The sequence below is a fragment of the Fischerella thermalis PCC 7521 genome (assembly GCF_000317225.1).
GTDB classification, from domain to species: domain Bacteria; phylum Cyanobacteriota; class Cyanobacteriia; order Cyanobacteriales; family Nostocaceae; genus Fischerella; species Fischerella thermalis.
The window spans coordinates 1-25720 of record NZ_AJLL01000061.1 but is presented as its reverse complement, the minus strand read 5'-3'; the positions used below and the strand labels follow the sequence as shown (position 1 = coordinate 25720).

Below are 25720 nucleotides of genomic sequence, written 5' to 3'. Positions count from 1 at the left end.
AACTTTTCAATTTAGCATTCATGCGGACAAAACAGTGGTTAAAAGCATCAATAATCTGTTTAGCAAATCTAGAGGTGGAATTGGCATCGAACTGGCGCCACAATGCGTCAAGGTCGCTCGTTTACGCAAACAACGCCAAGGTCTGAAACTAGACGCTTTAACATCAGTACCGGTTCCAGAAGGTGTTTTTGTTGATGGTCAAATTGCTGATCCTCCAGCAATGGCACAAATCATTCAGCAGGCACTCACAGAGAGTAAAATAAAAGCTTCTCGGGTTGCCACTGCTGTCACAGGACGAGATTCAATTGTGCGCCTGATACCCGTTCCATCAGAATTAGATGATAAAGAGCTACGCGAGATGGTGTTAAACCATGAAGCAAGCTTATATTTACCCTATCCTCGTGAAGAAGCTGATGTAGATTATCAGAAACTTGGGTACTTTATAGATGAAGATGGGATTGAAAAAGTACAAGTGCTACTGGTTGCAACTCGCAAGGAAATTACTGATACCTACATAAATACATTCGAGCAGGCAGGGTTACAAATTGATGTCTTAGAAATCAATTCTTTTGCGCTGATTCGGACAATTCGTGACCAGTTGCGGCAATACGGGCCACAGGAAGCAGCAGTTTTAGTCGATATAGAATTCGACAGCACAGAAATTGCCATTATTGTCAACGGAGTACCACAATTTTCACGGACAGTCCCCTTGGGAACTTATCAAATGCAAATGGCACTGGCCAGAGCAATGAGTTTACCTGCATCACGAGATATGGAATTATTGCAGGGGATGAGTATTCCTCTCAATACTATGGAAGGCGCAAAAACGGGTGTCACCGAAGCTAATCCTGGTGTCGCAGCAATGATGCGGGTGTTGGGAGAGCTGACAGATGAACTACGCCGTTCCATCGATTTTTATCTCAACCAAAGTGAAAATTTAGAGGTAGCACAAATTTTCTTGTCAGGTCCGGGTGGAGGATTGGCACAGTTAGATGAGTTCTTCACACAAAGATTGAGTTTGCCGACCTCCCAAATAGACCCGATAGGATCTTTGTCTTTGCAAGTTGACGAAGAAAAGTTTCCCAGTGTGCAACGTCCTGGGTTGGGGATAGTGCTGGGTCTTGGGATGCGGGAGGTGTGAGGAGATGGGGTGATGGGGTGATGGGGAGTGTGGGGAGTGTGAGGAGTGTGTAGACGCGGTAGCGGCTTCCCGTAAGGGTGGAGTGTGAGGAGTGTGAGGAGTAGTAAGCCATTAACACTAACCACTAACTACTAACTACTAACTACTAACCAATTACAAATGATGAAAAATGTATAGTTTAGATATTAATTTTCTCAATGATCGGCCAAATTTTGCCAAAAATAGTGAAAAAAAGGTAAAAGTAGCGATTAAAACAGGAAACTTAGCACCTGTGTTTATTGGAGTGGCGATTGGTGTTATTTTTCCGGCTTTTGTAGCAACTGGTTGGTGGCTTTTGCAAGCAAAAAATGCTGAGTTGGAGCAAGTAGTTGCACAGCTGGAAGAGGAGAGCAAAAGCTTAGATGCCCAAATCGGTAGTATTAATAAGATTAAGGAAGAAACCAATAAAGTTAAGGCGGAAACTCAATCTTTAGTGGCTGTATTTGATCAGATTCGTCCTTGGTCTGCAATGTTACAAGATTTGCGCGATCGCATTCCAGCTACAGTACAAATAGAAAATGTCAAGCAAATAGCACCTGCTGCCGCAGTCGAGGGACAGCCTCCACCAAATCCCGCCGGTGGAGTAGAAATTACTGGTTTAGCTCGCTCTTTTAATGATGTCAATGATTTCTTGCTTAGTTTGCAACAATCTCGTTTCTTTAAAGCTAGTGATGTCAAAATTATTTCCACAGAACTAGTAGATGCACCAGTAAAAAATCCTGGTACTCAAACAGGTGTAGCCATTAAACCACCGAAAGTAGCCAGATACACTATTCAAGCCAGCCTTAGCGATATCCCAGCTTCGGATTTAATCCGAGAATTAGAACAAAAAGGCACAGTGGGATTAGTCGCACGTATTCGCAGTTTGCAAAAAACAGGAGTCATTCAAAAATGACGCTGAGTCAAGATATTAATTTTGTGGAAGATGGGGAATCACTAGAGGCTGCATCAGCCTACCCCGTTGTCTTTGGTATTAGCTTTACACCCAAGGTTATAGGCATCTTAGTAGGGGTGTTGGGATTTGCTGGTGCGCTTTACATGTTATTCAACTTAGTCATGCCGGCTTGGGAAACCTTTGGACAAAACCAAGCTAAACAAAGTGAACTACAAGGACAAGTTGACCAAAAGAAAGCCACCATCAAGCAGATAGATAAAGTTAAACAGGAACTAGCAGACGCCAAACAGCAACAAACTCAAGTTTTAGGTTTGTTTGCGAATGAGAAAACCCTAGACACCTTACTGCTGGACTTGAATCGTCTAGTTGAGTCTAACAACGCCACAGTTGCTATCAATGCTACCAGAGCCGAACTGAGGAAATTTGTACCAGTTTCAGATAAAGCTGAACCAATTAATGATGGTTCGTTAGGGAAACAAGTAGATGGCAAGCTGAAGCGTAGAAGTGTGAATGTGGAAATTATCGGAACTTATGAACAAACGCAATCAATACTCCGCAATATTGAGCGTTTGCAACCTTTGTTAATAGTAAAAGACTATCAATCTACCTTAGCTCCCCAACCAGCTTCAGAACCAGGCAAAAGGCTATTGCGGATAGGACCAGCACCTATTTCTACATCTTTTCAATTACAGGCGCTGATGCCACTAACTCCAGAAGATATCGCAGCCCTTCAAGCAGCACCGAAGAAGTGATGGAGTGATGGGGAGGTGGGGAGTGTGAGGGGTGTGAGGGGTGTGTAGACGCGGTAGCGGCTTCCCGTAAGGGTGGAGTGTGAGGGGTGTGAGAAGTAGGGGAATAAGCACTAACCACTAACCACTAACCACCTAATTTAGTGACACTGTGATATTTCAGCAGAATTTTTGGGAAATATACAAACTATAAACACAATTAGCAGCGATCGCACTTACGTATAAATACCGAAAAATTGGTCACAAAAATAGTCAAAAAAATTGGTGAAATGTGAGGAATGAACTGTGAGACAGCTTCACGGTAAAGGTTTAGATTTTATATTAGGTGCTACCACAATAGTTTTTTTAGCTGCTCAACCAGTTAAAGCACAGGTTACTCAAATTACAGATGTGCAGCTAAAAACAGTTAATGGCGGAGTGAATGTTGTTTTAAAAACTTCTTCTGGCTCTCGACCGCAAATTTTTACGACCCAGAGGGGCAAAACTTTAGTTGCAGATATTATTAACACTCAACTACGTTTACCCAAAGGTAATAGTTTCCGCAAAGATAATCCCATTCCAGGAATTGCCTCGATTGAGGTGACTCAACTAGATACCAATAGCATTAGAGTATTGGCAATTGGTACTGACAGCGCTCCTAATACTCAGCCTTTGATGCGTGGAACAAACGACATTACTCTTGGCTTAACTCCCAGTACAGGAACCACAGCATCAGCACCCACACCTCCCCAAGCACCGACTCCTAATCCCAGTCCATCAGTCCCGTCTGTAGTTCCGAACCCGCAAGTCAGTATTGACGGCACACCAGCGCAAACAGCCGGACCAGGACAAGGTCAAACCCAAGCTCCACCTTTCTTACCTAGAGCTGTTGCACCACCAGTAGGAGACATTGCCATTTCTAATATTGATGCTTCTCCCAGCAGCGTTGACTTAGGAACTCAAGAACGTGTACCCCGGCTTGTGCTGCGAGATGCACCAGTCAGGGAAGTATTATCATTGCTGGCTCGTGCTGCTGGTTTGAATTTGGCTTATTCAGGAGCAGAAACAACTGGAGGACAAGGGGGACAGGGAGGACAAGGGGGACAAGCAGCTGGACCGACAATTTCCATAGATATAGAAAATGAGCCAGTGCAAGATGTATTTAACTACGTCTTGCGTCTGAGTGGTTTGGAAGCAAACCGCAGTGGTCGCACAGTTTTTGTCGGGCCAAGGCTACCCAATTCCACCCGTGATGTCGTCATGCGGAACTTGCGACTGAATCAGGTAACAGTAGGGACTGCTCTTAACTTTTTAGTGTCTTTGGGTGCAGAAAGTGCTGTCAATCGTGAACGCCAAGTCACTAATGTCAGTGCTGTTCCTGTGGGTAATGGAGTTGCTCCGATTACTCAAACTCAGACCACTACAGAAACAAGAGTTGAAACTCAACGCATAGATTTTCAGGATTCCAAACCTTTACTTAGGGGTTTACAAGCACTCGGAGATGAACGGACAAATTCTTTGACTTTGATTGGGCCACCAAGATTGGTTGAAATAGCAATGGCTCAACTTACTCAACTAGATGTACGCCGTCGGCAAGTGGCAGTTAATATCAAAATTATTGATGTTAACCTTTTAAATACCAAAGACGTTAACACTAGCTTTTCTTTTGGTATTGGCAATAACTTTTTCGTCAATGACGGCGGTGCAGCAGCTTTAAATTTTGGCGGTTCTAGACCAGCTACTAGTGCAGAAGCAAGAACTAGTGTGACTGGTACACCAGTAATAACCAATCCTATTGAGGGAGATGGTGTATTTCTGGATAATGGTTTCTTTAATCCAAAAGGTAGACCTTCCGCTAATCCACCTGTGAGTACAAACCCACTACAACCCGGTATCTCAGAGTTTTCTCCGGGAACTCCGGGACAAACCACAACCGAAATAGTGCCGACTGCAATTGACCCTGCTACAGGGCTACCGACTAGGTATGATTTTCAAACTACAACAACTCCAGGAACACCTGACAAATATACATTCTCTCTTCCTTCTTTGTACCAGTTCCCCAAACGTTTTCTCCTCAGTCTCCAATCTCAGGTGCAAAGTGGTAATGCCAAAATTCTAACTGACCCGACTTTGATTGTGCAAGAAGGTCAAACAGCTAATGTCAACTTGACTCAACAAGTAGTGGGAAATATTAAGAACGAAATTACACGAGGTGACGGCAGTTCTACACAAACAGTTACAGCAGAGAAAGAAGATGTGGGTTTAACCCTAGCTGTCAAAGTTGATCGCATTGATGACAATGGTTTTGTTTCTCTCTCGGTGGCTCCGACTGTCAAAGCACCTCAAGCTGCTACTAACCTTAATTTAGGTACAGGTAGCCAGCAAATATTCTTAGTTTCTCAAAGGTCGCTTAATTCCGGTTTGATTCGTCTACGCGATGGTCAGACTTTAATTCTCAGTGGCATCATTCAAGACACAGAAAGAGCTACTGTCTCTAAGCTTCCTATCCTGGGAGATCTTCCCCTAATTGGTTCACTGTTTAGAAGGACAAACAAACAGAATCAGCGCAATGAAGTAATCGTATTACTCACACCTCAAATTATAGATGATTCTGAGAAATCATCTTATGGCTATAGCTATACTCCTAGCCCAGAGGTACGGCAAATACTTGAGCGTCGGGGGTTGCAGGTTCCGAAGTAGTAGGTGATTGTAAGTGTGAGGGGTGTGAGGGGTGTGAGGGGTGTGAGGGGTTGAGGAAGATGGTTAAAGGTTTAGTGAAAAAACACCAAGATTTAGAAGTTTATAAGATGGCGTTTGATGCTGCAATGGAAATTTTTGATCTGTCTAAAAAGTTTCCTATTGAGGAACGTTTTTCATTAACTGACCAAATTCGTCGTTCTTCTCGTTCTGTTTGTGCTAATTTTGCAGAGGCTTGGCGAAAACGAAGATACAAGGCTGCATTTGTAGCTAAGTTAAATGATTGTGAAGCAGAAGCAGCTGAAACTCAAACATGGATAGAGTTTGCCGTCAAATGTGGTTACTTGAACAGTGATACAGGTCGAGAAGTTTACAGAACTTATAACAAGGTTCTTAGTGGCTTCAACAATATGATTAATAATTCCGAATCCTGGTTAATGAAACATTAGAAAGGTGAAGAAAAGAAGTAGAGGAATGACAGGCGTAGATTAAGAATCTTTTCTCTCCCACTCCTCACACTCCCCCCACTTCTCACACTCCCACCTCCCCACTCCCACACAAAGCATGGGAGCAAGAAAACTTTTGTGTTATGTAATTTGTCGAAGTTTTTGGGCGATCGCTTGAGCATCATTCCCTAAAAAAACATCTTTGTCACCGTTGTTCCAAGTAATGCGACAGGCAAATCGCCGCTGATTATTTTTATCAAGTTTCCGAAACTGAATCTGACGAGCATAAACCAAATTCAGCAATCCTCTGGAGATCAGACTCAAACAGCTAAGAGAAGACAAAGGCTTGTCTCAAAATGCGTTAGCACGACAGCTAGAGATGTCGCTTGCGAATATTCAAAAAACTGAATATGGCAAAGCAAAATCTATCCCCCTTGATACCTTAGAGAAAATTTGTCTAGCGCTCGATTGTGAAATAGGTGATTTATTGGTAATCGTTGAACGCGGAAAGTAGAGAAACGCGTCTTCTAAAGTCCTGCAAGTCGGACTTCATCCCCTCCTTAAAAGAAAAAGATAGGGGTTCTCGCTCTCCCGTGTTGTTTTAATAGAGGTCGAGAAGTTTACATAACTTATAAAAAAGTTCTTATTAGGTTGAAAAAGATAATTAATAATTCCAAATCCTGGTTAATAAAAAATTAGAAAACAAAATAAAGGGATGATAAGGCTAGATTAAAAACTTTTCTTCCCCTTTTCGCCTACTCCACCCTTACAGGAAGCCGCGCAAAGCGCGTCTAGACACTCCTCATACTCCCCCCACTCCCCCAACCTCCCCACCCCTGTTACCTTCGCAAAAGGGTCTTTTACTAAGTATTTTTTCCTAATTTTAGGGGTGTTTTTTGTGAAACAATTACTCTTTTACAATAAAAAATCCTGAAATCCATATAAATTAATGCTTTCATCTATCCACTTCTGGCTTGAACACTTTAGAATGATTCATTGAAAAGTCGAGCCTATGAGAGTTACAAGAATTTTAAGCAAAAATACTCACAAGGACGGCTTTTGTAAATCTCAAAACAGAGATTTAAGTAAAGATGCGTCAAGTGCATCTGTACCCTATCTCAAATAAACCTCAAGGAGTTTGACATGAACAAAGGTGAATTAGTTGACGCAGTAGCAGAGAAGGCTAGCGTAACCAAAAAACAAGCTGATGCTGTTTTAACTGCGGCTTTGGAAACTATCATTGAAGCTGTTTCCTCTGGTGATAAAGTGACCCTAGTGGGATTTGGTTCTTTTGAATCGCGGGAACGCAAAGCCCGCGAAGGGCGTAACCCCAAAACCAACGAAAAGATGGAAATTCCCGCAACCAAGGTTCCTGCCTTCTCTGCTGGAAAGCTGTTTAGAGAGAAAGTTGCACCCCCAAAATCTTAGTTAGTGATGTTTTAGGGAAATCTTTTTTGATGCGGCAAATGGCACATGGGGGAAATTTAGCTTGGGCAGCAGCGCTGGCTGGCTGTTCCCCCAGTGCTATTGTTGATTTTTCTGCGAGTATCAGCCCGTTGGGACCCCCAAGCAGTGCGTTAGTTGCTATTGAGTCACAACTGGTTAATCTTCGGCACTATCCAGATCCAGATTATTGTGAACTCAGGCTGGCTCTGGGTAAGTTTCATCAACTGCCGCCAGAGTGGATTCTGCCGGGTAACGGTTCGGCAGAATTACTAACCCTGGCAGGAAAGGAATTGGCAGAATTAGCCGCAACAGCTTTCATAACTCCAGCCTTTGGCGACTACTACCGATCGCTAGCGGCATACAACGCTAAAGTGCTGGAATTTCCTCTTTCCTCAGTTATTGATCAAGAGTCATTTGTGATCAGTGATCTGTCATCTATTCTTGACAGAGGACAAATCACAAAAGACAAAGGGCTACTTCTCAATAACCCCCATAATCCAACAGGAAAATTATTCTCAAAACAAGCCATTCTGCCCTATCTAGAGAAATTCGCTTTGGTAGTGGTGGATGAAGCTTTTATGGATTTTCTACCTCCAGATCAACAACAAAGCATAATTGGAGAAGTAGAGAAATATCCCAATTTAGTCATTTTGCGATCGCTCACCAAGTTCTATAGTCTGCCTGGGCTACGGTTGGGTTATGCGATCGCTCATCCTGACCGTTTGCGGCGTTGGCAGTCTTGGCGCGACCCCTGGCCTGTCAACACTCTTGCCCAAGCCGCAGCAGTTGCTGTAATCGCTGATAAAGACTTTCAGAAGCAAACCTGGACATGGCTAGAACCAACACGAAAGCAGTTGTTTGAGGGTTTAGCCCAAATTCCAGGTTTGCAACCCTTGCCAAGTGCTGCTAACTTTTTACTTGTAAAATCACAGTACTCCAGTCTTGAATTGCAGCAACAACTACTCAAGCATCACCGAATTTTAATTCGCGACTGCTTGAGTTTCCCTGAATTGGGCGATGGCTATTTCCGTGTTGCTGTCCGCTTATCCTCAGAAAACCAGCGTTTATTAGATGCGATCGCTTTAGTCAATAGTCCATAGTTAACAGTCCAATGTTCCAAGTTTCTGACTATTGACAATTGACAATCGACCCTTGACCATTGACCCTTGACTAATGACTCTTGACTACGATGTCGTAATTATTGGTGGCAGTCTTGCAGGGCGTTCTGCTGCTTTGATGGCAACCCAACTCAAAGCTAAAGTTGCTTTAGTAGAAGCCAAAACAGATTATGGATTTATTCATCACCACGTTTTTAGTGAAATTGGCAGGCTGGCCCAACAGGTAAGTAATGCTGCTCAATTCGGAATTGGTATTTCTAAACCACCAGATATTTTTTATCCTACAAATGTCTCCAACGGCACAATTCATAGCTCAACGGAAAAAACAGAGGCACTTTCCCTGCAAGACTCTTTTATAGCTATATCTTCAGGAAAATCTCAAACGCCTGTGATGTGGTCAGAAGCATTGCTCTACGCTCGTGGTGTGAGTTCTAATCTAGAACAATTCCATTCACCTGCTGTATTAGCAGCTCAAGGTGTCGATGTTGTGATTGGCAAAGGACAATTTCAAGCCTCACCCGATTTAGTATTTGCTGTTAATAATCGTCTACTGCGCGCACGCACCTATTTATTGGCTAGTGGTTCAGTTCCGGTAATTCCAGATATTGAAGGATTGCAAAAAACTGGTTTTCTTACCCTCTCGGAAATTTGGCAGTCTCTAGGCAGTTCTACACCACCCCAAAATTGGGTGATTATTGGTGGTACTCCCCAAAGCGTAGAGGTAGCACAAACTCTGGCGCGTTTGGGTTGTAGTGTTACACTCATAGTTCACCACCCCTCTATCATCCGTCATGCTGACCCTGAAATAGTTCAACTTCTACAGGCACAATTAGAAGCAGAAGGTGTGCGCGTCCTGACAAACACAACAGTAACTCAGGTTCGGCTCATTGAAGATAAAAAATGGCTCCAAGCAGGACACAAAGCCATTGAAACTGATGAAATTTTGGTAGCTACTGCCCGGCAGCCAAATATTGAATCCCTGAATTTAGCAGCTGTGGGTGTAAAATGGCATCAACGCCGCTTAGTAGTGAACGAAAAACTGCAAACAACTAATCACCAGATTTACGCTTGTGGTGATGTTATTGGTGGCTATGAATTTCCTCACATTGCTAATTATGAGGCAGGAATTGCGTTGAAAAATGCTCTATTTTTTCCTTGGAATAAAGTCAATTATCATTCCATTCCTTGGGGAGTTTGTTCTCACCCCATACTGGCTCAAGTTGGTTGGACAGAGGCACAAGCAAAACACCAGTATGGTAAGAATGAAATTATAGTGTTACGACAGTATTTTAAACTCCTGGCAGCAGCTCAAATCCAGGAAGAAACCACAGGTATTTGTAAATTAATTGTTCGACGTAATGGAGAGATTTTAGGATGTGGGGTATTGGGAACAGCAGCAAATGAATTAATTAATATTATTGCTTTAGCGATCGCTCAAAAAATTAAAATCAATCACATAGCAAATTTAGCTGCAATTTTTCCTAGTTTTTCAGAAATTTTAGAACAAACTGCCAGACAGTGGCATCAGCAAAGGTTACAAAATAATACAAAATTGCAAGATTGTTTGGAAAGTTTCTTCCACTTCCGCCGTGATTGGAAAATATGAGTTATATCATGTCCGCTTGAACACTTAATATTATCCGTTGGGTAGGTAATTGGTAATTGGTAATGGGTAATTGGTGATCATTGGTCATTTGTCAATGGTAATTAACTATCAACCACCAACCACCAACCGCCAACCACTAACTACTAACCACTAACTTTTTTTATTTTTTCCTTCTGGGAGCGAAACACTACCAATACCTTGCAAAATCCCACGAACAATTAAACCTAAACCCCGACCAACTATTTTTGTGAGCACAAAGACGACTCCACTCCCTAAGAAAGATAATAGCGATTGCAAACGAGGGGCGATCGCATCACCAAATTCTAGTCCTAGTGTCACCAATAAACGAATTCCTGAAAGTTCAGCTAATTCTTGACGACGAGGAGCATAAATAGAAGTTTTGGCAATACCACGGGGAGCAAATACAAATAGATCATAGCGACTTTCAAAAATAGCTTTCGGTTCTGTAACCAAATTTTTGATCCGATATTTCCAAGATAAACTATTTCTAAAGCGTTCAATTTCTCGTGTGGAAATCAATTTACGATCATAAAAATTTTGCTTAATATCTTCTATATCTCCTAAATAGTTCAGGAGGGGTTGTACTACAGCATTACCTACTTGAATTAACAAGTTTTCTAATAACATTTCTGCCTGTTGATTAGCTTCAAAGCTTCCCGCAGAATAATTAGTATTATCAATAATTAAATCTGTTTGAAATAACAAGTAAGAAAATAAATCGACAACTAAGGGAATTTGGTTGAGAATGCCTGTTTGTACTACTCCAGCACTTTGTAATATCACATTGATAATTTCGATCTGATTATTACCAAATCTTACACGAGAAAATTTCCCAAAAAATTCTGTAGAAACTTCCTTCCATAATTCATGTAAGATTGCACTTTTGATGTCAGATAGTTGATTAATTTCAATTTGGGAATTACGCAGATCATCTAAAGTATCAGCAACTTTTTGCAAAATCAAATAAAGTAATTCTCGTTTTTTATCTGGGCGCAAAATGTCAATTTCTAAAGACACATCTGTAACATTTTGCAATGGTAATTGTAGTTTATTTAGGCAAAATGTAAATATTGTTGCTTGCAGCGCTCTGGGGCTAAGTAGGGAGGGAGTGTTTGGGGTGATGGTGCGATCGCTAGGGATATTTACTACGGGTAATGGTAATTGTTCAGCAGCTTGAGGTTGACTTTGGTCGTTGATTTGCCTAGGTTGTGGTGTTGCTAATAAATGATTGATCAACCAACGAGCTGCTAACAACTCCCGTCGCTGTCCAGCTAACACTGCTCGTTCTAATATCGGCTGTCCAGGAATCTGCAATTTTGCTGTTACTGCTGCTAAATTAGCATCTATTTGGGTATTTCCTGACAAACGGAGGTTTTCTAATAGCCGAGTGAAGAAACGATAAAAAGATGGGGTGGTGGGGAAATGGGGAGATGGGGTCTGTGTTGTTGTGTCGTTGAAGACATACCAGTAAGAACGACCAGCTACTATTTCTTGCATAATCTCAACTAATTCAGTCACTGGCGTTCCTTTGGGGCAGTAACCGTCTATACCAATAGACTTGGCTGCCAACAGTAGCCCTTGGTCTTGCACAGAACTTAGTAACAAAATAGGCAAGTTTGGATACTGTGTTTTGATTTGCCGACACAGTTGTAAACTTATTTGCTGACTGTGGAGAGAGCGACTATTACCTAGTTCCAAGACTACTAAATTTATACTTTTGAGGTCTTGTTGGGCAAGTTCTGCTAAAATCTGCAAAGCAGCAGTATTTGTTTCTACCTCCGATACTACTTGCAAGTTAGAAAATTCTTCTAAAGCGACCCGCAATCCTAGCCGGAAGATGGGGTCTTGGTCAACTAGCAATAATTTTAGAGGGCGATCGCTCATAATCTAAACTATACTCTGATGCTGTTTGTAGTTAATGGGAAACAGCTTCGATACTTCACCTATTCTCCCTATTCTTACCGAAGCAATTTTAGATTCAGAATTGAGATGTCCGAATACCCAATTGTCTCATCTATCGTTTATCGGTGTGTATTCAGTGGTCATTCGATTTTAAATTTTGGATTTTGGCTTGCTCTGCACCATCAAAGATTATCGGTCAATTCCAAATCCATCCAAATTCAATGAATGTGTTTTTGAACTGAAAAAGATCGATGATAATTGCCATATACAGACAAATACTATGTAACTGATTAACTAAATGAGCTTGAGTATTCGGCATTGGCTAGCAGAAAACTATATTGAAATCTCTGATATTAGGGGATTATCACCAGGACAGATGGTGAGTATAGCCTTCCGTATTGTTCATGATATGGAAGTAAAAAGTCTCATACCTTTGGACATTTGTACTTTAGCAGAAGTGTTAGAACTACCCTTGGCTAGTGTGTGGCAGGACATAACAGTCTTTGCTCAATTGACAGAAAGTCTTCTGCGGACCATTTCTCATAAAAAGCCATTAAAACGTAACGAAGGCACATGGCTAGCATTTCAAATAGCCTATCTTCGAGGCTTACAGCAAGTTTTCGCTCAAGAAAAAAGCTTACAAAGACCTTGGTTAAACCAGATAATGCTTTGGGATAGTAGAAGAGAAAACGGAGACAATAAAGACACAGGCGATTTATTAAAAACTCCTGTGCGACTCCTACAAGATACCCAACTGCAAGGACTCCTCAAAACTCTCCGCCCTGGTAAACTCACGGATACTCAAGCTGAACAAGCTTTAAGTTTAGTAGCAGATTCATTACTGGTACAGCAAATAGATAATGCTGTCAAAGCCTGGTTTGTTGCCAATGGAGTGGAGGAAGCAGAAAGTAAATTAATCACGAAACGCTTGCAAAATTCACTGTTTGGACACTTACTAGCAGTGATAGCAGAAAACGCACCACCTTTAGCGCAACTACAAAAATTCGTTGGATTAGGAAATTCATACCCTGTTAATTCCACTGACAAACATCTGCAAATTTCCGAGACTGGCTTATATGTAAGTGACAAAATTGACTTGTTGCGGGAACTCTACCGAGCTAGTTTAATGCAGAGACAATCAGAAACATTATTTATGGAATCCTTTGCTCTCAAGGATATTTATGTTCCCCTGAATGGTTTACCAATCAATGATAGTGATTCGCAACCAGAACAAAAAACAGTTGAAGCGATTGATTTAATGACATGGGTGCGACAACAACTGGTTGATTTAGATACTATTGCTGTGATTGAGTCGGAACCTGGCTATGGCAAAACTAGTTTCTGTCAAATGTGGACAGCAGTTGCAGCGAAAGAACTTTACCCTGCATGGATACCGATATTAATTCGCCTCAAGGATGTTAAGTACGGTAAAACTTTAGCAGCAACCTTAAATTCTGGTTTTGCTCTTAATCGTTATATCCACCTTGGTGATTGGCTGCAACAAGACTATCCTCCTTGTTTGCTTGTGTTAGATGGTTTAGATGAACTACCACCTGCTAGTCAGGGTAATCAGGCAAAAATCATTTTGATGCAGCAGTTGTTTAGCTTGCAGTCTCAGTCTCGGCATAAGATTGTTTTGACTAGTACTTCACAAGCTTTACAGGAAATCATTCAAGAACTAGAACAACCATTGCCATTGTGCCGAATTAGTATTCAACCTTGGGAACAGGAAGAGTGGAGACAATGGTTTCAACTATGGGCGCAAGTCCAATCTTTGCCTATTGCTCAAAATTTCTTTACGTTCCTCAAACAATCAGGATTATTCTCAGCTACATCCAAGCTACCGGAACTTTCAGCCCTTGTCCGTCAACCCCTGATGCTTTATTTATTAGGAGTGTTGCATCGAGACGGACTTCTGGATGAGCAGATATTACTATTAGCTACTAAGACTCAAGCAGCTACCAGCGCTACTGTTTTATGGGAAATTCACCAACGGCTGAGTAGATGGTTATTAGGATATCCCCAAACTGGTGGTATTAAAACAATGCTGCTGCGTTCAGGTTCGACTTATATCCACCGCACACAAGACGCGATCGCTAATCTGCTGCAAAACCGTCATCCCCAAGATGTACTCGAACATATGCAAGCGATCGCACTACAAATATTGCACTCCCAACGCCATCAAATTACTTTAGAACCCAGCCACAAGAACCTCCCAGCCTTTTATTTTCAGAGTCAACACTCAACCTTCCCGCCTTACACTCCTCACCTGCAAACTGAATTCTCTCACCCCAAATTAGGAGAATTCCTCTGTACTCAGGCTATTGTTGTTCAACTGAAGTTACTTATTCAACGTCAAGAAAACGCTTATGGTGAATTTACCTTCGTGCTAGAGTCTGCTAGTAGCGTTGCTCAGCAGCTTTACAATTTATTTGGTTTTGGAATTGTTTCCCCGGAATTGGAAAATTTGGTGATTGAGGGTTTGCGACGAGAACCACAGGATGAATTTTCTTTTGAATTGTTGTGCGATCGCTTGCTATCTTTTTGGTATGGCTATTGTCGAGGTCGTTGGTTGGATGAAGGTATTGCACACAAAGCATTCGCTCATTTTCAAGCATTGCAAAACCCTGCAAATGTAGAACAGATTCATGCAGCAGTGGGACTGAATGTATTTTTATTACTTTGTGCTTGTCACCAACAAACCAAAACTACTTTTTGGCCTTGTGGTAATCCAGAAAGTTTGTCTGAATTTTATTCACAAGCATTAATAATATTAATTGCCAGGACAAAAGTTTTACATCCAGCTGCTTTCGCAAAACGTCTGCAATCAACATCCCTCACTTGTCTCAACTTATCAGGCGCTGATTTGTCACAAGCAATGTTAGCTGGTGTCAATTTTGGGCAAATAGATTTATCTAATGCTAATTTCATGGGAGCCAATTTAGTTGGAGCTAATTTGCAGGATGCAAACCTAGCAGGTGCTAACCTGACTGGTGCTAACCTCACAGATGCAAATTTATCAGGTGCAAACCTAGCGAGTGCTAACTTGACTGGTGCTAACCTCACAGGCGCAAATCTTCAGTCAACGAATCTCACCAATACCTGCTTATTTTAAGCTGTTCTGCAAGAAACTGACAAAGAAATTGCCATACTTAATGGTGCAATCTTTTCAATTAAAGATTTTCAAACTATCAAAAAATTACTATCCAAATCTACTTGTATTAATAATATTAATTCTTATGAAAAAACAGCCCCTTGGTTAAATAATGATGCCATTGGAAATATTATTGAAAGTGCAGAAGGTGAACCAATGATGTCTGGTGATTTATATGAAGATTATGCTGATGATGAGACAGTATTGGGATAGTTGGTTGGTGGTGGTCATTTGTCATTGGGGATTGGGAATTGGGCATTTTGGCGATTTTGGATGAGATTGCAATCCAAAATCTAAAATCTAAAATTTCTTGTCTCCCTTGTCCTCCTTGTTCACCTTCCCATCCCCGATTCCTCTTCTTACGAATTTCTGTAGCCGTAAAAATTAATACTATAGTCTGTAATTTTAACGCCTGTTTGTTCTTCAACCAAACGAATAATTTCTTCCGGTAATGTTATGTGAACATCTATAATTTGGTTTGTATCCAAACAGTTAACATGGCTGTGGGAATCACTGATATTACCGTACAGACGTCCGTCACAGCGTTCAATACATTCAATAATGCCACCGGAAGATAAGGCTTCTAAATTTTGATATACAGAAGTGTGACCGATCGCTTTACCTTGTTGATTGAGGCGATCGTAAATTTCTCTAGCAGAAAGATGCTCTTTTGCTTGCCAAAGTAATTCGAGAATATAGCGACGTTGGCGACTAACACGCATACCCTGCGTTTGACACTGGTCTATTGCATCTTCTAAGGAACGAATGGGTTTTTTAGATATTGTCGGTTTTTGCATATTGATGCTTGTTAACTGTTTTAGTAATTTTTTTTCTTTTGAATGTTTATTTGTTATTTTATATTTTTAAGGTTTATGTACTTTCTGGTCAGTTTGAAACTGTGTTGCTACGAGTAATTGCTGCGGAAATCACAGATCGCCGAGAGGAATTTTTATATTCCTTGACAATTTTGCAGTCACACCTTAATATAAAACAAACTCATTACAACTTTAGCTTAAAATTATTGTAAATGTCTACTTTAATTGGCAATGTAAGAGCTTGACTCACCTTTTCGTACAACTTAATAATTGCTGAATTATCACAGCTGCATATTTGCAAGTTATTGGTATAAAAATTTAAAGACAGCTGGGCTATGCAAGCTGTCTTTTTGAAAAAATTTATTTAAAGCAGTGGTTCAAACTACTTGCCACCAACCAAAAGTCGGGCCAATAAAACGAATTGTTACCCAGGCTGCAACCATAATACCAATACCAATCCAAGCACCACGAGAAGTCCATTTGACAAATAGTTCTGCTTGTGATTTTGTGATCGGAACCCAAGGCATAATGCGTTCTTGTTGAGCTTGACCGTATTTTTCTCCCAGTGCTTCTTTACGACGTTTTGCTTCACCCATTGACTTCACCTACGACTAAAATTCCAAATGTTTCTCTATTAAATAACAGTTGTGTATTTTGTTGTTTGTTGATTGTTGATTGTTGTACCCTGAACTGATACAAATGCTTTGCCCCTACCATCAACCACAAACACAACTTTTATGAGTCGTCCTTACTATGTTGGGAAAATAAGCTGGGATCAAGATAGTTAATACGCGCTAAGGGACTAAGAGCAGTTAATATTTGAGCGCCATAGCTACGGTTGATGACTCGACTATCAAGCAAAGCTACAATACCTTGACTTTCTCGGACTGGGGCGATCGCTCTTTGTAATTCGTTTAAAGCAGATGGCAATAGATATAAACGAAACCAGTCTTGATGCGATCGCTTATAGTGGGCAACTCTTCCTGCTACCAAGGGATGTTCAAGAGATGGTAAAGGTAGAGTCGCGATGATAATCAATTGTGGTGCAGGCAAAACTTTTTGATGTTCGCGCCAAAATTCCCAACCACTAATTAAAATCCCATTTTCATCTAAACAAGTTTTTTCTACCTGGACTCGCGAACCAAATTCCGAAGCTAAGATTGCTCCGACTTGGGACTTCAATGGTACATCTCCCACCAACACCACCGTCAATCCTGGCGATGTTGCACTCAGACAAACCAGCGTCCGCACTTTGTGAATAAATGCTGCTTGAAATTCTGGGGTATTGGGTAAGGGTAACTGGTACGGTATGTAAAGTTGAATCGCTTCCGTTTGACTATCCGAGAACTTTAAACAAGTCAACTCCTCACCTAACCCAAGGTGTTGGCGAAAAATAGGAGCCTCGGTTTCTGGTTCTAGGGAACTACCAATCAATACCACAGGCTGTCGCTGCCAAATCGGGGTCAGTATTTCTGCGATATCAATTGGGGCGCTGTGTAAAGAAAATAAACCTTGACGACGGGCAATAGTGGCCCAGAGGAGAGATGGGGTGGTGGGGCGATGGGGAACTCGGGGCCCCCACTCCCCCAAGGGAGTGGGGATTAGGGGCAATGGGGGGGTAAGGGAACAACAGTGCTGGAATTGTTGCCAAAACTGTTTCCAAGCATCGGGGAGAGTATCTATGTCTAAATTTGAATAAAGACTGCTCAATATTTCTGTTTCTGCTTGGGAAATCAAATAACATTCGTAGGGATTTGCAGGATGCTGGAATAGTTCGTGTGTTAGTTTTGCTCGTACAGAGCGAATTTCCTCAGCAATGTGTGGGTAGCCAAGTATCAGTTGATCCCAATCATGGGCTTCCCAAGTGATGGTGAGTTGATCACGCGCCCAAACTTCTAAATCGTCTACGCCATCAATAATCGTAGGAATGCCAGCCGGAAATTTTTCCTGGGGTGTTAGTTGTGCTTTTAACCAAGCTTGAGGTGAAATCAAAAATAATCCTTGAAAGTCACCACCAGGCCAAGCATCACCTATTCTAATAGGCTTGTTAATTCCCAGCCATTGCTGCAAGCGGGGAATTTCTACTTTCACAAGACGTTGCTGCACAACTTCAGCAGCAACGATAATCACAGGGCTATGCCACATCAAAGCTGATGCCACAAAGCTTGTACGATACCGCCCTTGATAGCTGCAAGCTGCACCTACTTGAATCAGGGCGCTACGTCCCAGGCGCAAGGCGCGTGCAACCAACCGTGCCATCGTTAAATGATGGGGCCAGGAAGGGAAACCCGCCTGCGATCGCAGGAAGTTATGTAATGATAAATGAACTTCTGCCTCAATCACACGCTTTTCATCCCATACAAAGTGATTTTACTTGTAACAGCCCCATTTCTATTATGTTGTTAGTTGTTAGTTGATAGTTGTTAGTTTTCTGGAATTTTCCCACTAACAAACACCCACCAACAAAGAACCACTGACATTATTACCGTAAATTATGGCAACCTATACAGGAATTTCCAGCGAAGCTTTTAGACACCCCTTAGATCGGCAAGCAGAGCAAGCCTTGCGTAGTTTACCGGGATTTGATTTAGTTGCCCGTAAACTCATGGAATTTATCTACGAGCGCCCGCAGTTAATCTATTTAATGGGCAACACCATCCAAGTTGGGCCTCGTCAATACTCCACTATTTACCAGATTTTTCGGGAATGTGTGCGGGATTTGGATATTTATCCAGAGCCAGCACTGTTTTTATCACAAAATCCCCAAGCTGATAGCTATGCGCTGGGGCAAGAACATCCTTATATAGTCATAAATACAGGGATTTTAGACTTACTAAACGAAGCCGAAATTAGGGCGGTGTTAGCCCATGAACTGGGGCATATTAAATGTGGTCATACTATTTTAATTCAAATGGCGATGGGGGCGATGAGTGCTGCTTCTGCCCTTGGTAGATTTACTTTTGGTATAGGTAATTTTGTTACACCAGCATTAATTTATGCTTTTTTTGAATGGCGACGCAAAGCAGAGTTATCAGCAGATCGAGCCGCATTATTGTTAGTAGATGACTTGAATACTGTGATGTCATCAATTATGAAAACTACAGGTGGCAGTATAAAATATGCCAATGAATGTAGTTTACAAGAGTTAATTCGTCAGTCAGAAAATTATCAGGTGCTTGACGAAGATGAATTGAATCAAGTCTATAAATTTTTGGTTTACAGTGGTAGTCAAAGCGAAATGCTGAGCCATCCTTTCCCTGTAGAACGCTTACATTATCTACAGGAGTGGGCAGTTTCAACAGAATATCAGCAGATCAAGCAAGGAAATTACATGCGATCGCCTGCATCTGGAGCAGTGGATGTGAAAGCGACGGAAAATGCTGCCCGAAACGAAGAAATCGAAAAATTACGACAAAAAATTGCACAATTGCAAAGAGAGATTGACAGAATGAAAAAATCAGATTAGGTGAAGATTAGGGATTTTCCTAAAGGAGAGGCTACGCGTAGACGCGAGGCTGACCAGACAAAAGAATTGTCTCATCTTTTCTTCTTTTATATTTGTCTGGCGCACAAATGTACTATATTTTTAAGCTGCCATTCCCGTTCTAATACAGGGCTGTTTGGCTACATGTGTTTTGGTTCAAAACACAAACTTGGTGTCGAGTCGCTCCTACTGTTTTCCTTTCCTCAAATCCTACTATCTAGGTAGTTACTAAAAAAAATTTTTGAATATGACGTTCAAATTTATCAAGCTTCTATGTATCTTCAGTGTAATTTTTCTGCTTGTCGTCTTATCACCAACAACTGCTTCGGCTTCCCCATTTAATTTTAAGACAAACTCTCCTGTAGCTATTGCTCCAGCAACTCAATCATCTTTAGATATCAACTTTACCCCACAAATACGCCAACAACTCCAAGCAGTACGTCAACGCCGCAATCGAGAGATTCAAAAAGTTTTGGACTCATCTCAAATGACTGAATTGACTTACAACCTACGTTCTGGTGATAACTTTCGTCAAGCGCTAGACAAACTTAATTTGCAAGGCGATCAGAAGGAAATGGTAGAGGCGATCGTGAAAATTTGTGATTTGAAAACAAAAGCTATACTATCTCGTTATTCACAGCAAAAAGGGAAATAACTACCGATTTTACAAAGGAGTCTCAAAGCTCAAACTTTGATGACGGGTTCCAAATCTTGCGATCATTATTGATGAGATACATAAGTTGATTGAGAAGGTTCCTAGTCAGGACTTTAGTCCTTAAAATTAAGCGATTTATCGCTCACTACAAACCTCTCGTAATTTGCGATCGCAACTAAACAAAAACAAAAGCTCCTCCAGTTGGGAGGGGGCTTTTTTATGTATCTGACAAACTAGAGAAGATTAGCCGTTGATCGCAGGAGCAGTCAATGCAACAGGAGCAACATCGCCACTAGCTAAGTCGAGGGGGAAGTTGTGAGCATTACGCTCGTGCATAACTTCCATACCCAAGTTAGCGCGGTTGATGATGTCTGCCCAAGTGTTGATCACGCGACCCTGAGAGTCAATCACTGACTGGATAAACAATACTCCCTTTTTATTATTTGCGCTGATACTTCATTCCCGGTTTTTGTAAGACTAAACCCATCAATTCCAGCTGCAACAACGCACTAGAAACAACACTCGCAGGCATACCTGTTTGTTGGATAATCATATCAAAAGCCAAAGATTCAGAAGAAATTACATTTATTACTTGTTGCAGTTCTGGTGGCAAATCAGGCAGGATCAATTGTTGTGGTTCTGGGGACACAGAAACAGAATCTATTGTTGGTATAGCTCCCAGCATTCTTAACAATTCATCTAATTCTTTGAGAATGGGAGCAGCACCTTGACTAAGTAACTTTAAGCATCCTTGGGATGGATAATCATCAACTCTACCCGGTAAGACATAAACATCTCTACCAAATTCATTCGCATAATTCGCCGTAATCAACGCACCAGACTTTAGTGGTGCTTCCATCACCAAGACAGCGCGACTCAATCCAGCAATAATCCGGTTGCGACGGGGAAATTGAGCGCGTTCAGGTGGCGTTTTGCTTGGGTACTCACTTAAAACTAACCCAGCAGTTAAAATCTGTTTGTAAAGTTGCTGATTTTTGGCTGGATAAATGACATCTACACCCGTACCTAAAACTGCTATGGTGCGTCCTCCAGCTTTCAAAGCGGCGGCGTGACTTTCTGTATCAATTCCCTCTGCTAAACCAGAAACGACTGTAAAACCATTTTTAGCCAAAGCTGTACTAATTTGACGAGTCCAACGAATACCGTATTCTGAGGGTTGGCGCGTACCCACGATCGCAACTAATGGAGTTTCGCCTAAAGTTTCTCGTAGTTCTACTTCACCACGAAAGTACAGTAGTGGTGGTGGACTGGGAATTTCCAACAGCAAGCGAGGATATTCTGGATCTACTGGTGTCCAAAAATTGGGATTTTGCTCTTGGTGTTGGATGAGTAATTGTTCGGGATGAAGACGCGATCGCTGTTGTACCACTTTTTGCAATGTCTGAAAACCAAAACCCTCCACCGCTTGCAACTGTACAGGACTAGCTTCCCAAGCTGCTTGGAGTGTGCCAAAATGCTGTTGTAACCTTTGCAGCAATACCGGACCAATCCCTGATATTTGTGACCAAGCTAGCCAATACCCACGTTCAACTGCCAATTCTCAATCCTCATTGAGTATTTAGTCAAGATTACTCGCCTTGAGCATCATTTGTCATTGGTCAATTGTTAGTTGTTAGTGGTTAATAATTATTTCTCTACTCCTCATACTCCCCACACTCCACGCCAGTCGCTCTTTGTTGGAAACCAACAAGACCGCGCTGGCTCCCCCACTCCACCCTTACCTGAAGCCGCTAGGGGTCTACACACTCTCCATTCCACGGTAGTTGGCATCCACAAAGACTTGCGCTTAAATAAACGCATGATGGGGATTTTTGCTGTTGATGTTTTACATTTTTCTGCATTAAACTTTGGCAGAACGTTTTGCTTTTAAATAAGCAAACACTGACTTATCTCCAATATCTGGTGGGATAGCCTGTACTGCCTTTCGCATAGCGAAAATAACAAATAAAATCGCCCACGTTCCTAACAATAACTGTTCTAACTGTGTTGGCAATATACCAACTAAATGTCCTAGTAACAGCAAAGGTACGATGGGAGTTAATAATTTTGTTTCCAGACGATTGAAACAAAATGCTTCTTTAAAATAAATACCAGTCAAAGCGGCGAAGGTAAAACCAACGCCAAGTAAAGTTAGTGGTTGAGTGTAAATAGTAATAGCTAAAGGTTCACTACTCGTAATTCCCAAGATAATTGCAGATATACTACCAATGAGCCAAAAAACTTGTAAAGTTCGGTGCAACTCTACCATGTAAATATGAATGGTGAGTAAACTAATGCCAAGACCTAAACTGAAACAAGCATATAAAGGTGTCAGTAATTTCAAAGTAGTAGGGTTAGGGTAAAACAAAACTAAAGCACTACCCACAGCAAAGCAAATTGCTGCTAGCATTAACCCACTACGGTAAATGATCACGCCATGGCGATCGCCTTTAGTAATTGTAAACTCGCCAAATTGCCCTTGATAAACTTCCGGTGCTGACACTGTTTGAGTAGTCATATGTCAAATTAGTTGGTTGTTGATAGTTAGTGGTTAGTGGTTAGTTGTTCACTACTCCCCATCACCCCATCACCCCATCTCGATTACTACTTGTATGGTATCTCTTAAATTCATCTGTAATTGCGATCGCGCATTACCGCTATTGATAGCCAGTTCTACCCAACCGTGACTACCAACAAGGGCGATCGCATCCCCAATTTCCACATCTCCATAAGTTCGGCTTCCTGGTATGATTTTGTCACCCACAAGCACACTCCAGCTTTTGTCTTGGACGTAAGTTCCAGGAATGTTGCTGACTAAGTTACCAAAGTGATCAATATATTGAATACAACCTGTGATTATATTCTCGCTTTGGCTGCATTCGGCTATCTTTAGCTTGACTAAGCTTTCTGGATTTATCTGTGTTCCTAGCTGTTGGAGGGAAACACCACTAGCTAGATGTGCTCCCACTGGGGCAAATATATCTCGACCATGAAATGTAGTGCTAGGATTTGGAGTGCGCCAGTAATTAGGATTTGTCAGTTCCACCGCAGCAATAGCAGGACTGTGAGTTAACACTCCACTAAATAAGCCGTTATCTGGCCCTACCAAGTACCCATTGGCAAATTCTACAGCGATCGCTCTTCTTTGCCCTCCTACACCCGGATCTACCACCGCTACATGTACTGTTCCCACAGGAAAGTAAGGGTAAGCATCCATCAGACAAAACCTAGCTGCGGCAATATTTTGTGGCGGAATTTGGTGTGTTAAGTCTATTACCTTGAGCTTGGGGTTAATTTGGGCGATCGCTCCTTTCATTACGCCTACATACACATCGCGATCGCCAAAATCACTGAGCAAAGTCAGCAGCCTCTGTGGATTTTGTTGATTCTTTGACATGAGTGATAATCTTTATATTATTAAGTTTGTTTTTTCTGTAACATACGCGACTAAAATTTTGATATGTTAGGATAACAAGACATAAGTTCACGATAATTCAGACAAAATAAAACCTATGATTATGAACAGAACAGAAGTAGTAAAAAAAGCACGGGAAGCTCATAGAGAAAACATTAGAAGAAGTTTACAGCATCGCTTGGAAGTAGCAAGAGCTAAGGGCGATGAAAACCTCATTCGCCAGCTAGAGGCAGAGATGAGATATTTCGGTTAAATCATAAAGTTTATTACACATAGGTTGTTCATAGTTCTGTTGTGTTTTTGCCTGCTGTTTCAGCAGGCTTTCTTAGTGGTAATACCATTTCACCATCTTCTCCCTTTTCCTCCTTGTCTTCCTGTTCCTCAAAGGTATCAGACTTTATAGTTAAACCGTCTAAGACTCAAAACCTACCTCTGTGTTCCCTGAGATGAAAGCGTAGATAGTATTAAATTTTGTAAATAAAAATTACGAGAAAGTCAGCTTTTTCGGAGATTTGAGCCAATTTAGTTAGTTTTTTGCATAAGTATTATTGCTAATTTGAAAAAATTTTCGCAAAACTTGGGTCAATCATAGTGGCTGCAAAGATTGTGGATATTAATACGCTGTATATTAGTTTCTGATGACTGCTGTGTGCTGATGAAGCGAATAGCTATCAGCGAAAGGATCAACAACATAATCAGTAAATGCCTTGTGGGTGGTTTTTGTAGGGTTTAGCCCTCATCCATCCCTGAGAGTAGGATAAAGTCAAGGCAAACACAAACCTACAAGCCCTTGGGCTAACTTGGTGAACTTTGTTGCAAAACTTTTCCTACCCAATAGGTATTTACAGCCTTGAACTAAGCGCCACTAGCTGAAAACTTTTTATTTTGGTTTGATGGAAAGAGGTGGAAAAATCGTGAAAAAATTGGTGCGTTTATTAACAGTCTTTAGTTTTTTGTTGGTAGGATGCTTGGCATGGTTAGGTACGCCTCAGATAGCCCAAGCAAGCAATTTGAATAGTTTTGCTTTGCGATCAGTATCTGTTCTGGCGGTTGAACAAAGTATCAGCCTGCGTAACCCAGCAGACGCCAAGCTTGCAGATGTATATGGTGACAAAATTGATTTAAATAACACCAATGTGCGAGCTTTTCAGAAATACCCCGGCTTGTATCCTACCCTAGCAGGTAAAATTATCAAAAATGCTCCTTACAAAGAGGTAGAGGATGTATTGAAAATTCAAGGATTAAGCGAACGTCAAAAACAAATCCTGCAAGCTAACCTAGATCACTTCAAAGTTACAGAAGTAGAACCAGTCTACACCGAAGGATTTGATCGTTTTAACAACGGTATCTACAGATAGAACATAACCGTATTTACGGTTTTTTCCCAGAAAACAGTATCCCACTCCCTAGAAATAAGGAGTGGGATGTTATTAAGAACAGGGGGAAGGGAAGGGGACAAGGGAGACAAGGGGATAACTCACCTGAGTTGCACCTCGCCCTGAGTACGCCTTGAACTGAAGTTCAACCCTCATAGCCCAAGTCCGTTAAAATGGACTCAAATGTATATCCAGTAAGCTTTAGCTTGCTTGAGCTTTGAGCCTTTGAAATTTATTTCTTGGCGGACGAAAAAGTAGGTGCAAGATCTAAGATAAGGGGGACAAGGAAGAGGATTGTGAAATGGTAGAGAATTCGTAATACTGTCTATACTCCTCTACCATAGCTCTAATTAGTGAGTGCAAAATAATCCTTCGGACATATGAGAGACAGCAGGTAAACCAGTTTTTAGAAAGATGAATCTGTACTCTTGGTTTTTTAAACTTGTTGCCAGGACAAAACAATAAAGGAGTAAAAATTTATGTCTGAGCAACAACAAGGAAAAGAATCTTCATCTATGAAGCCTGGTGAATACGAAACTACTGGATCTAGTGGTTACGAAAATCCTATGGAAGAAAATATCACTGATATTGATTCTGCTACTCGTAAAACTAGCAGTGGCGACGACGAAACTAGTGGCAAAACTAGTGCTTCACCAGAATCAGCTAGTGAAGATACTGTAGCAGGTAGCCCTAATCAAGGAACAGAGTCCCGTTAATTTATTGACGCTATCTTTAAAAACTAACTCGTAGCTTCAAGCCTAAATGAGTAGGTTAGCAAAAAT

The 25720-nt window shown here is 41.4% G+C and carries 24 protein-coding genes and 1 pseudogene; 16 read left to right on the top strand and 9 right to left on the bottom strand.

Going from position 1 to position 25720, the window contains the following annotated elements:
• The first annotated feature begins 34 nt into the window (after positions 1–34).
• The 5 genes from pilM (at position 35) to UYK_RS0112925 (ending at position 5949) form a co-directional block, all read left to right on the top strand.
• Positions 35–1141 carry a type IV pilus assembly protein PilM gene (gene pilM / locus UYK_RS0112945; RefSeq protein ID WP_009457346.1) on the top strand — a complete coding sequence of 369 codons (1107 nt, stop codon included), beginning with the start codon at positions 35–37 and terminating at the stop codon, positions 1139–1141.
• A gap of 169 nt (positions 1142–1310) precedes the next feature.
• On the top strand, positions 1311–2075 hold the full coding sequence (locus UYK_RS0112940) for a PilN domain-containing protein (protein ID WP_009457347.1): 765 nt from the start codon (positions 1311–1313) through the stop codon (positions 2073–2075).
• Positions 2072–2827: a hypothetical protein gene (locus UYK_RS0112935; protein WP_009457348.1), complete on the top strand. Its 756-nt coding sequence runs from the start codon at positions 2072–2074 to the stop codon at positions 2825–2827. The genes UYK_RS0112940 and UYK_RS0112935 overlap by 4 nt, the downstream gene beginning before the upstream one ends.
• 282 nt (positions 2828–3109) lie before the next feature.
• A complete protein-coding gene (locus UYK_RS0112930; RefSeq protein WP_009457349.1) occupies positions 3110–5503 on the top strand; it encodes a type IV pilus secretin family protein in 2394 nt (797 codons plus the stop codon).
• A 59-nt stretch (positions 5504–5562) separates the two neighbouring features.
• Complete coding sequence (locus UYK_RS0112925) at positions 5563–5949, top strand: four helix bundle protein (protein ID WP_009457350.1); 387 nt, start codon at positions 5563–5565, stop codon at positions 5947–5949.
• A 138-nt stretch (positions 5950–6087) separates the two neighbouring features.
• Here UYK_RS0112925 and UYK_RS0112920 read toward each other — a convergent pair whose 3' ends face one another.
• On the bottom strand, positions 6088–6288 hold the full coding sequence (locus tag UYK_RS0112920; RefSeq protein ID WP_026086456.1) for a hypothetical protein: 201 nt from the start codon (positions 6286–6288) through the stop codon (positions 6088–6090).
• A gap of 4 nt (positions 6289–6292) precedes the next feature.
• On the opposite strand from UYK_RS0112920, the gene UYK_RS0112915 reads away from it, so the two are divergent.
• From UYK_RS0112915 to UYK_RS0112900, 4 genes are all read left to right on the top strand, one after another.
• On the top strand, positions 6293–6460 hold the full coding sequence (locus tag UYK_RS0112915) for a helix-turn-helix domain-containing protein (protein WP_235182328.1): 168 nt from the start codon (positions 6293–6295) through the stop codon (positions 6458–6460).
• A 629-nt stretch (positions 6461–7089) separates the two neighbouring features.
• Positions 7090–7374 (top strand): HU family DNA-binding protein, encoded by a 285-nt coding sequence (locus tag UYK_RS0112910; RefSeq protein WP_009457351.1) that lies wholly within the window; start codon positions 7090–7092, stop codon positions 7372–7374.
• Positions 7375–7403: 29 nt separating this feature from the next.
• Positions 7404–8492: a threonine-phosphate decarboxylase CobD gene (gene cobD / locus UYK_RS0112905; protein WP_016871525.1), complete on the top strand. Its 1089-nt coding sequence runs from the start codon at positions 7404–7406 to the stop codon at positions 8490–8492.
• A gap of 73 nt (positions 8493–8565) precedes the next feature.
• Positions 8566–10116 (top strand): dihydrolipoyl dehydrogenase family protein, encoded by a 1551-nt coding sequence (locus UYK_RS0112900; RefSeq protein ID WP_009457353.1) that lies wholly within the window; start codon positions 8566–8568, stop codon positions 10114–10116.
• Positions 10117–10266: 150 nt separating this feature from the next.
• On the opposite strand, the gene UYK_RS0112895 is transcribed toward UYK_RS0112900, so the two are convergent.
• Complete coding sequence (locus UYK_RS0112895; protein WP_016871524.1) at positions 10267–12021, bottom strand: DUF3685 domain-containing protein; 1755 nt, start codon at positions 12019–12021, stop codon at positions 10267–10269.
• 316 nt (positions 12022–12337) lie between these two features.
• Between UYK_RS0112895 and UYK_RS24225 the strand changes: the two genes are divergently transcribed.
• Positions 12338–15154, top strand: coding sequence for a pentapeptide repeat-containing protein (locus tag UYK_RS24225; protein ID WP_016871523.1), 2817 nt, complete (start codon positions 12338–12340; stop codon positions 15152–15154).
• A gap of 398 nt (positions 15155–15552) precedes the next feature.
• Here the strand turns inward: UYK_RS24225 and UYK_RS0112885 are convergent, their stop codons facing one another.
• The 3 genes from UYK_RS0112885 to UYK_RS0112870 form a co-directional block, all read right to left on the bottom strand.
• Positions 15553–15990: a Fur family transcriptional regulator gene (locus tag UYK_RS0112885; RefSeq protein ID WP_009457356.1), complete on the bottom strand. Its 438-nt coding sequence runs from the start codon at positions 15988–15990 to the stop codon at positions 15553–15555.
• A 395-nt stretch (positions 15991–16385) separates the two neighbouring features.
• Positions 16386–16604: a DUF2839 domain-containing protein gene (locus UYK_RS0112880; RefSeq protein ID WP_009457357.1), complete on the bottom strand. Its 219-nt coding sequence runs from the start codon at positions 16602–16604 to the stop codon at positions 16386–16388.
• Positions 16605–16743: 139 nt separating this feature from the next.
• Positions 16744–18351, bottom strand: coding sequence for a helicase C-terminal domain-containing protein (locus UYK_RS0112870; protein WP_009457359.1), 1608 nt, complete (start codon positions 18349–18351; stop codon positions 16744–16746).
• Positions 18352–18502: 151 nt separating this feature from the next.
• Between UYK_RS0112870 and UYK_RS0112865 the strand changes: the two genes are divergently transcribed.
• Together UYK_RS0112865 and UYK_RS0112860 are read left to right on the top strand one after the other, a co-directional pair.
• Positions 18503–19474, top strand: coding sequence for a M48 family metallopeptidase (locus tag UYK_RS0112865; RefSeq protein ID WP_009457360.1), 972 nt, complete (start codon positions 18503–18505; stop codon positions 19472–19474).
• A gap of 265 nt (positions 19475–19739) precedes the next feature.
• Entirely contained in the window at positions 19740–20147 is a 408-nt protein-coding gene (locus tag UYK_RS0112860) for a hypothetical protein (RefSeq protein WP_009457361.1), read from the top strand.
• Between the two features lie 243 nt (positions 20148–20390).
• On the opposite strand, the pseudogene UYK_RS25060 reads toward UYK_RS0112860, so the two are convergent.
• Positions 20391–20573, bottom strand: a pseudogene (locus UYK_RS25060) (photosystem II q(b) protein); the annotation flags it as partial.
• Positions 20574–20586: 13 nt separating this feature from the next.
• Positions 20587–21705: a DNA-processing protein DprA gene (gene dprA / locus UYK_RS0112850; RefSeq protein WP_009457363.1), complete on the bottom strand. Its 1119-nt coding sequence runs from the start codon at positions 21703–21705 to the stop codon at positions 20587–20589.
• A gap of 78 nt (positions 21706–21783) precedes the next feature.
• On the opposite strand from dprA, the gene UYK_RS26110 reads away from it, so the two are divergent.
• On the top strand, positions 21784–22038 hold the full coding sequence (locus UYK_RS26110) for a hypothetical protein (protein ID WP_157221820.1): 255 nt from the start codon (positions 21784–21786) through the stop codon (positions 22036–22038).
• Here the strand turns inward: UYK_RS26110 and UYK_RS0112840 are convergent.
• Positions 22009–22665 (bottom strand): DUF2301 domain-containing membrane protein, encoded by a 657-nt coding sequence (locus UYK_RS0112840; RefSeq protein WP_009457364.1) that lies wholly within the window; start codon positions 22663–22665, stop codon positions 22009–22011. The two genes, UYK_RS26110 and UYK_RS0112840, sit on opposite strands and share 30 nt — an antisense overlap.
• Positions 22666–22734: 69 nt before the next feature.
• Positions 22735–23544 carry an SAM hydrolase/SAM-dependent halogenase family protein gene (locus UYK_RS0112835; RefSeq protein WP_009457365.1) on the bottom strand — a complete coding sequence of 270 codons (810 nt, stop codon included), beginning with the start codon at positions 23542–23544 and terminating at the stop codon, positions 22735–22737.
• Between the two features lie 115 nt (positions 23545–23659).
• On the opposite strand from UYK_RS0112835, the gene pirA reads away from it, so the two are divergent.
• From pirA to UYK_RS0112820, 3 genes are all read left to right on the top strand, one after another.
• Complete coding sequence (pirA, locus tag UYK_RS26555) at positions 23660–23815, top strand: arginine synthesis PII-interacting regulator PirA (protein WP_009457366.1); 156 nt, start codon at positions 23660–23662, stop codon at positions 23813–23815.
• A 640-nt stretch (positions 23816–24455) separates the two neighbouring features.
• A complete protein-coding gene (gene psbU / locus UYK_RS0112825; RefSeq protein ID WP_009457367.1) occupies positions 24456–24920 on the top strand; it encodes a photosystem II complex extrinsic protein PsbU in 465 nt (154 codons plus the stop codon).
• A 497-nt stretch (positions 24921–25417) separates the two neighbouring features.
• Positions 25418–25654: a hypothetical protein gene (locus tag UYK_RS0112820; RefSeq protein ID WP_009457369.1), complete on the top strand. Its 237-nt coding sequence runs from the start codon at positions 25418–25420 to the stop codon at positions 25652–25654.
• Positions 25655–25720 lie beyond the last annotated feature (66 nt).

What these genes read in the sequence shown, in the direction of transcription:
- UYK_RS0112940 (WP_009457347.1), top strand. Translation starts at nt 1,311, where the DNA reads ATGTATAGTTTAGATATTAATTTTCTCAATGATCGGCCAAATTTTGCC.
- UYK_RS0112935 (WP_009457348.1), top strand. Translation starts at nt 2,072, where the DNA reads ATGACGCTGAGTCAAGATATTAATTTTGTGGAAGATGGGGAATCACTA.
- UYK_RS0112925 (WP_009457350.1), top strand. Translation starts at nt 5,563, where the DNA reads ATGGTTAAAGGTTTAGTGAAAAAACACCAAGATTTAGAAGTTTATAAG.
- UYK_RS0112910 (WP_009457351.1), top strand. Translation starts at nt 7,090, where the DNA reads ATGAACAAAGGTGAATTAGTTGACGCAGTAGCAGAGAAGGCTAGCGTA.
- cobD (WP_016871525.1), top strand. Translation starts at nt 7,404, where the DNA reads ATGCGGCAAATGGCACATGGGGGAAATTTAGCTTGGGCAGCAGCGCTG.
- UYK_RS0112900 (WP_009457353.1), top strand. Translation starts at nt 8,566, where the DNA reads ATGACTCTTGACTACGATGTCGTAATTATTGGTGGCAGTCTTGCAGGG.
- UYK_RS0112895 (WP_016871524.1), bottom strand. Translation starts at nt 12,021, where the DNA reads ATGAGCGATCGCCCTCTAAAATTATTGCTAGTTGACCAAGACCCCATC.
- UYK_RS24225 (WP_016871523.1), top strand. Translation starts at nt 12,338, where the DNA reads ATGAGCTTGAGTATTCGGCATTGGCTAGCAGAAAACTATATTGAAATC.
- UYK_RS0112885 (WP_009457356.1), bottom strand. Translation starts at nt 15,990, where the DNA reads ATGCAAAAACCGACAATATCTAAAAAACCCATTCGTTCCTTAGAAGAT.
- UYK_RS0112880 (WP_009457357.1), bottom strand. Translation starts at nt 16,604, where the DNA reads ATGGGTGAAGCAAAACGTCGTAAAGAAGCACTGGGAGAAAAATACGGT.
- UYK_RS0112865 (WP_009457360.1), top strand. Translation starts at nt 18,503, where the DNA reads ATGGCAACCTATACAGGAATTTCCAGCGAAGCTTTTAGACACCCCTTA.
- UYK_RS0112860 (WP_009457361.1), top strand. Translation starts at nt 19,740, where the DNA reads ATGACGTTCAAATTTATCAAGCTTCTATGTATCTTCAGTGTAATTTTT.
- UYK_RS0112840 (WP_009457364.1), bottom strand. Translation starts at nt 22,665, where the DNA reads ATGACTACTCAAACAGTGTCAGCACCGGAAGTTTATCAAGGGCAATTT.
- UYK_RS0112835 (WP_009457365.1), bottom strand. Translation starts at nt 23,544, where the DNA reads ATGTCAAAGAATCAACAAAATCCACAGAGGCTGCTGACTTTGCTCAGT.
- pirA (WP_009457366.1), top strand. Translation starts at nt 23,660, where the DNA reads ATGATTATGAACAGAACAGAAGTAGTAAAAAAAGCACGGGAAGCTCAT.
- psbU (WP_009457367.1), top strand. Translation starts at nt 24,456, where the DNA reads ATGGAAAGAGGTGGAAAAATCGTGAAAAAATTGGTGCGTTTATTAACA.
- UYK_RS0112820 (WP_009457369.1), top strand. Translation starts at nt 25,418, where the DNA reads ATGTCTGAGCAACAACAAGGAAAAGAATCTTCATCTATGAAGCCTGGT.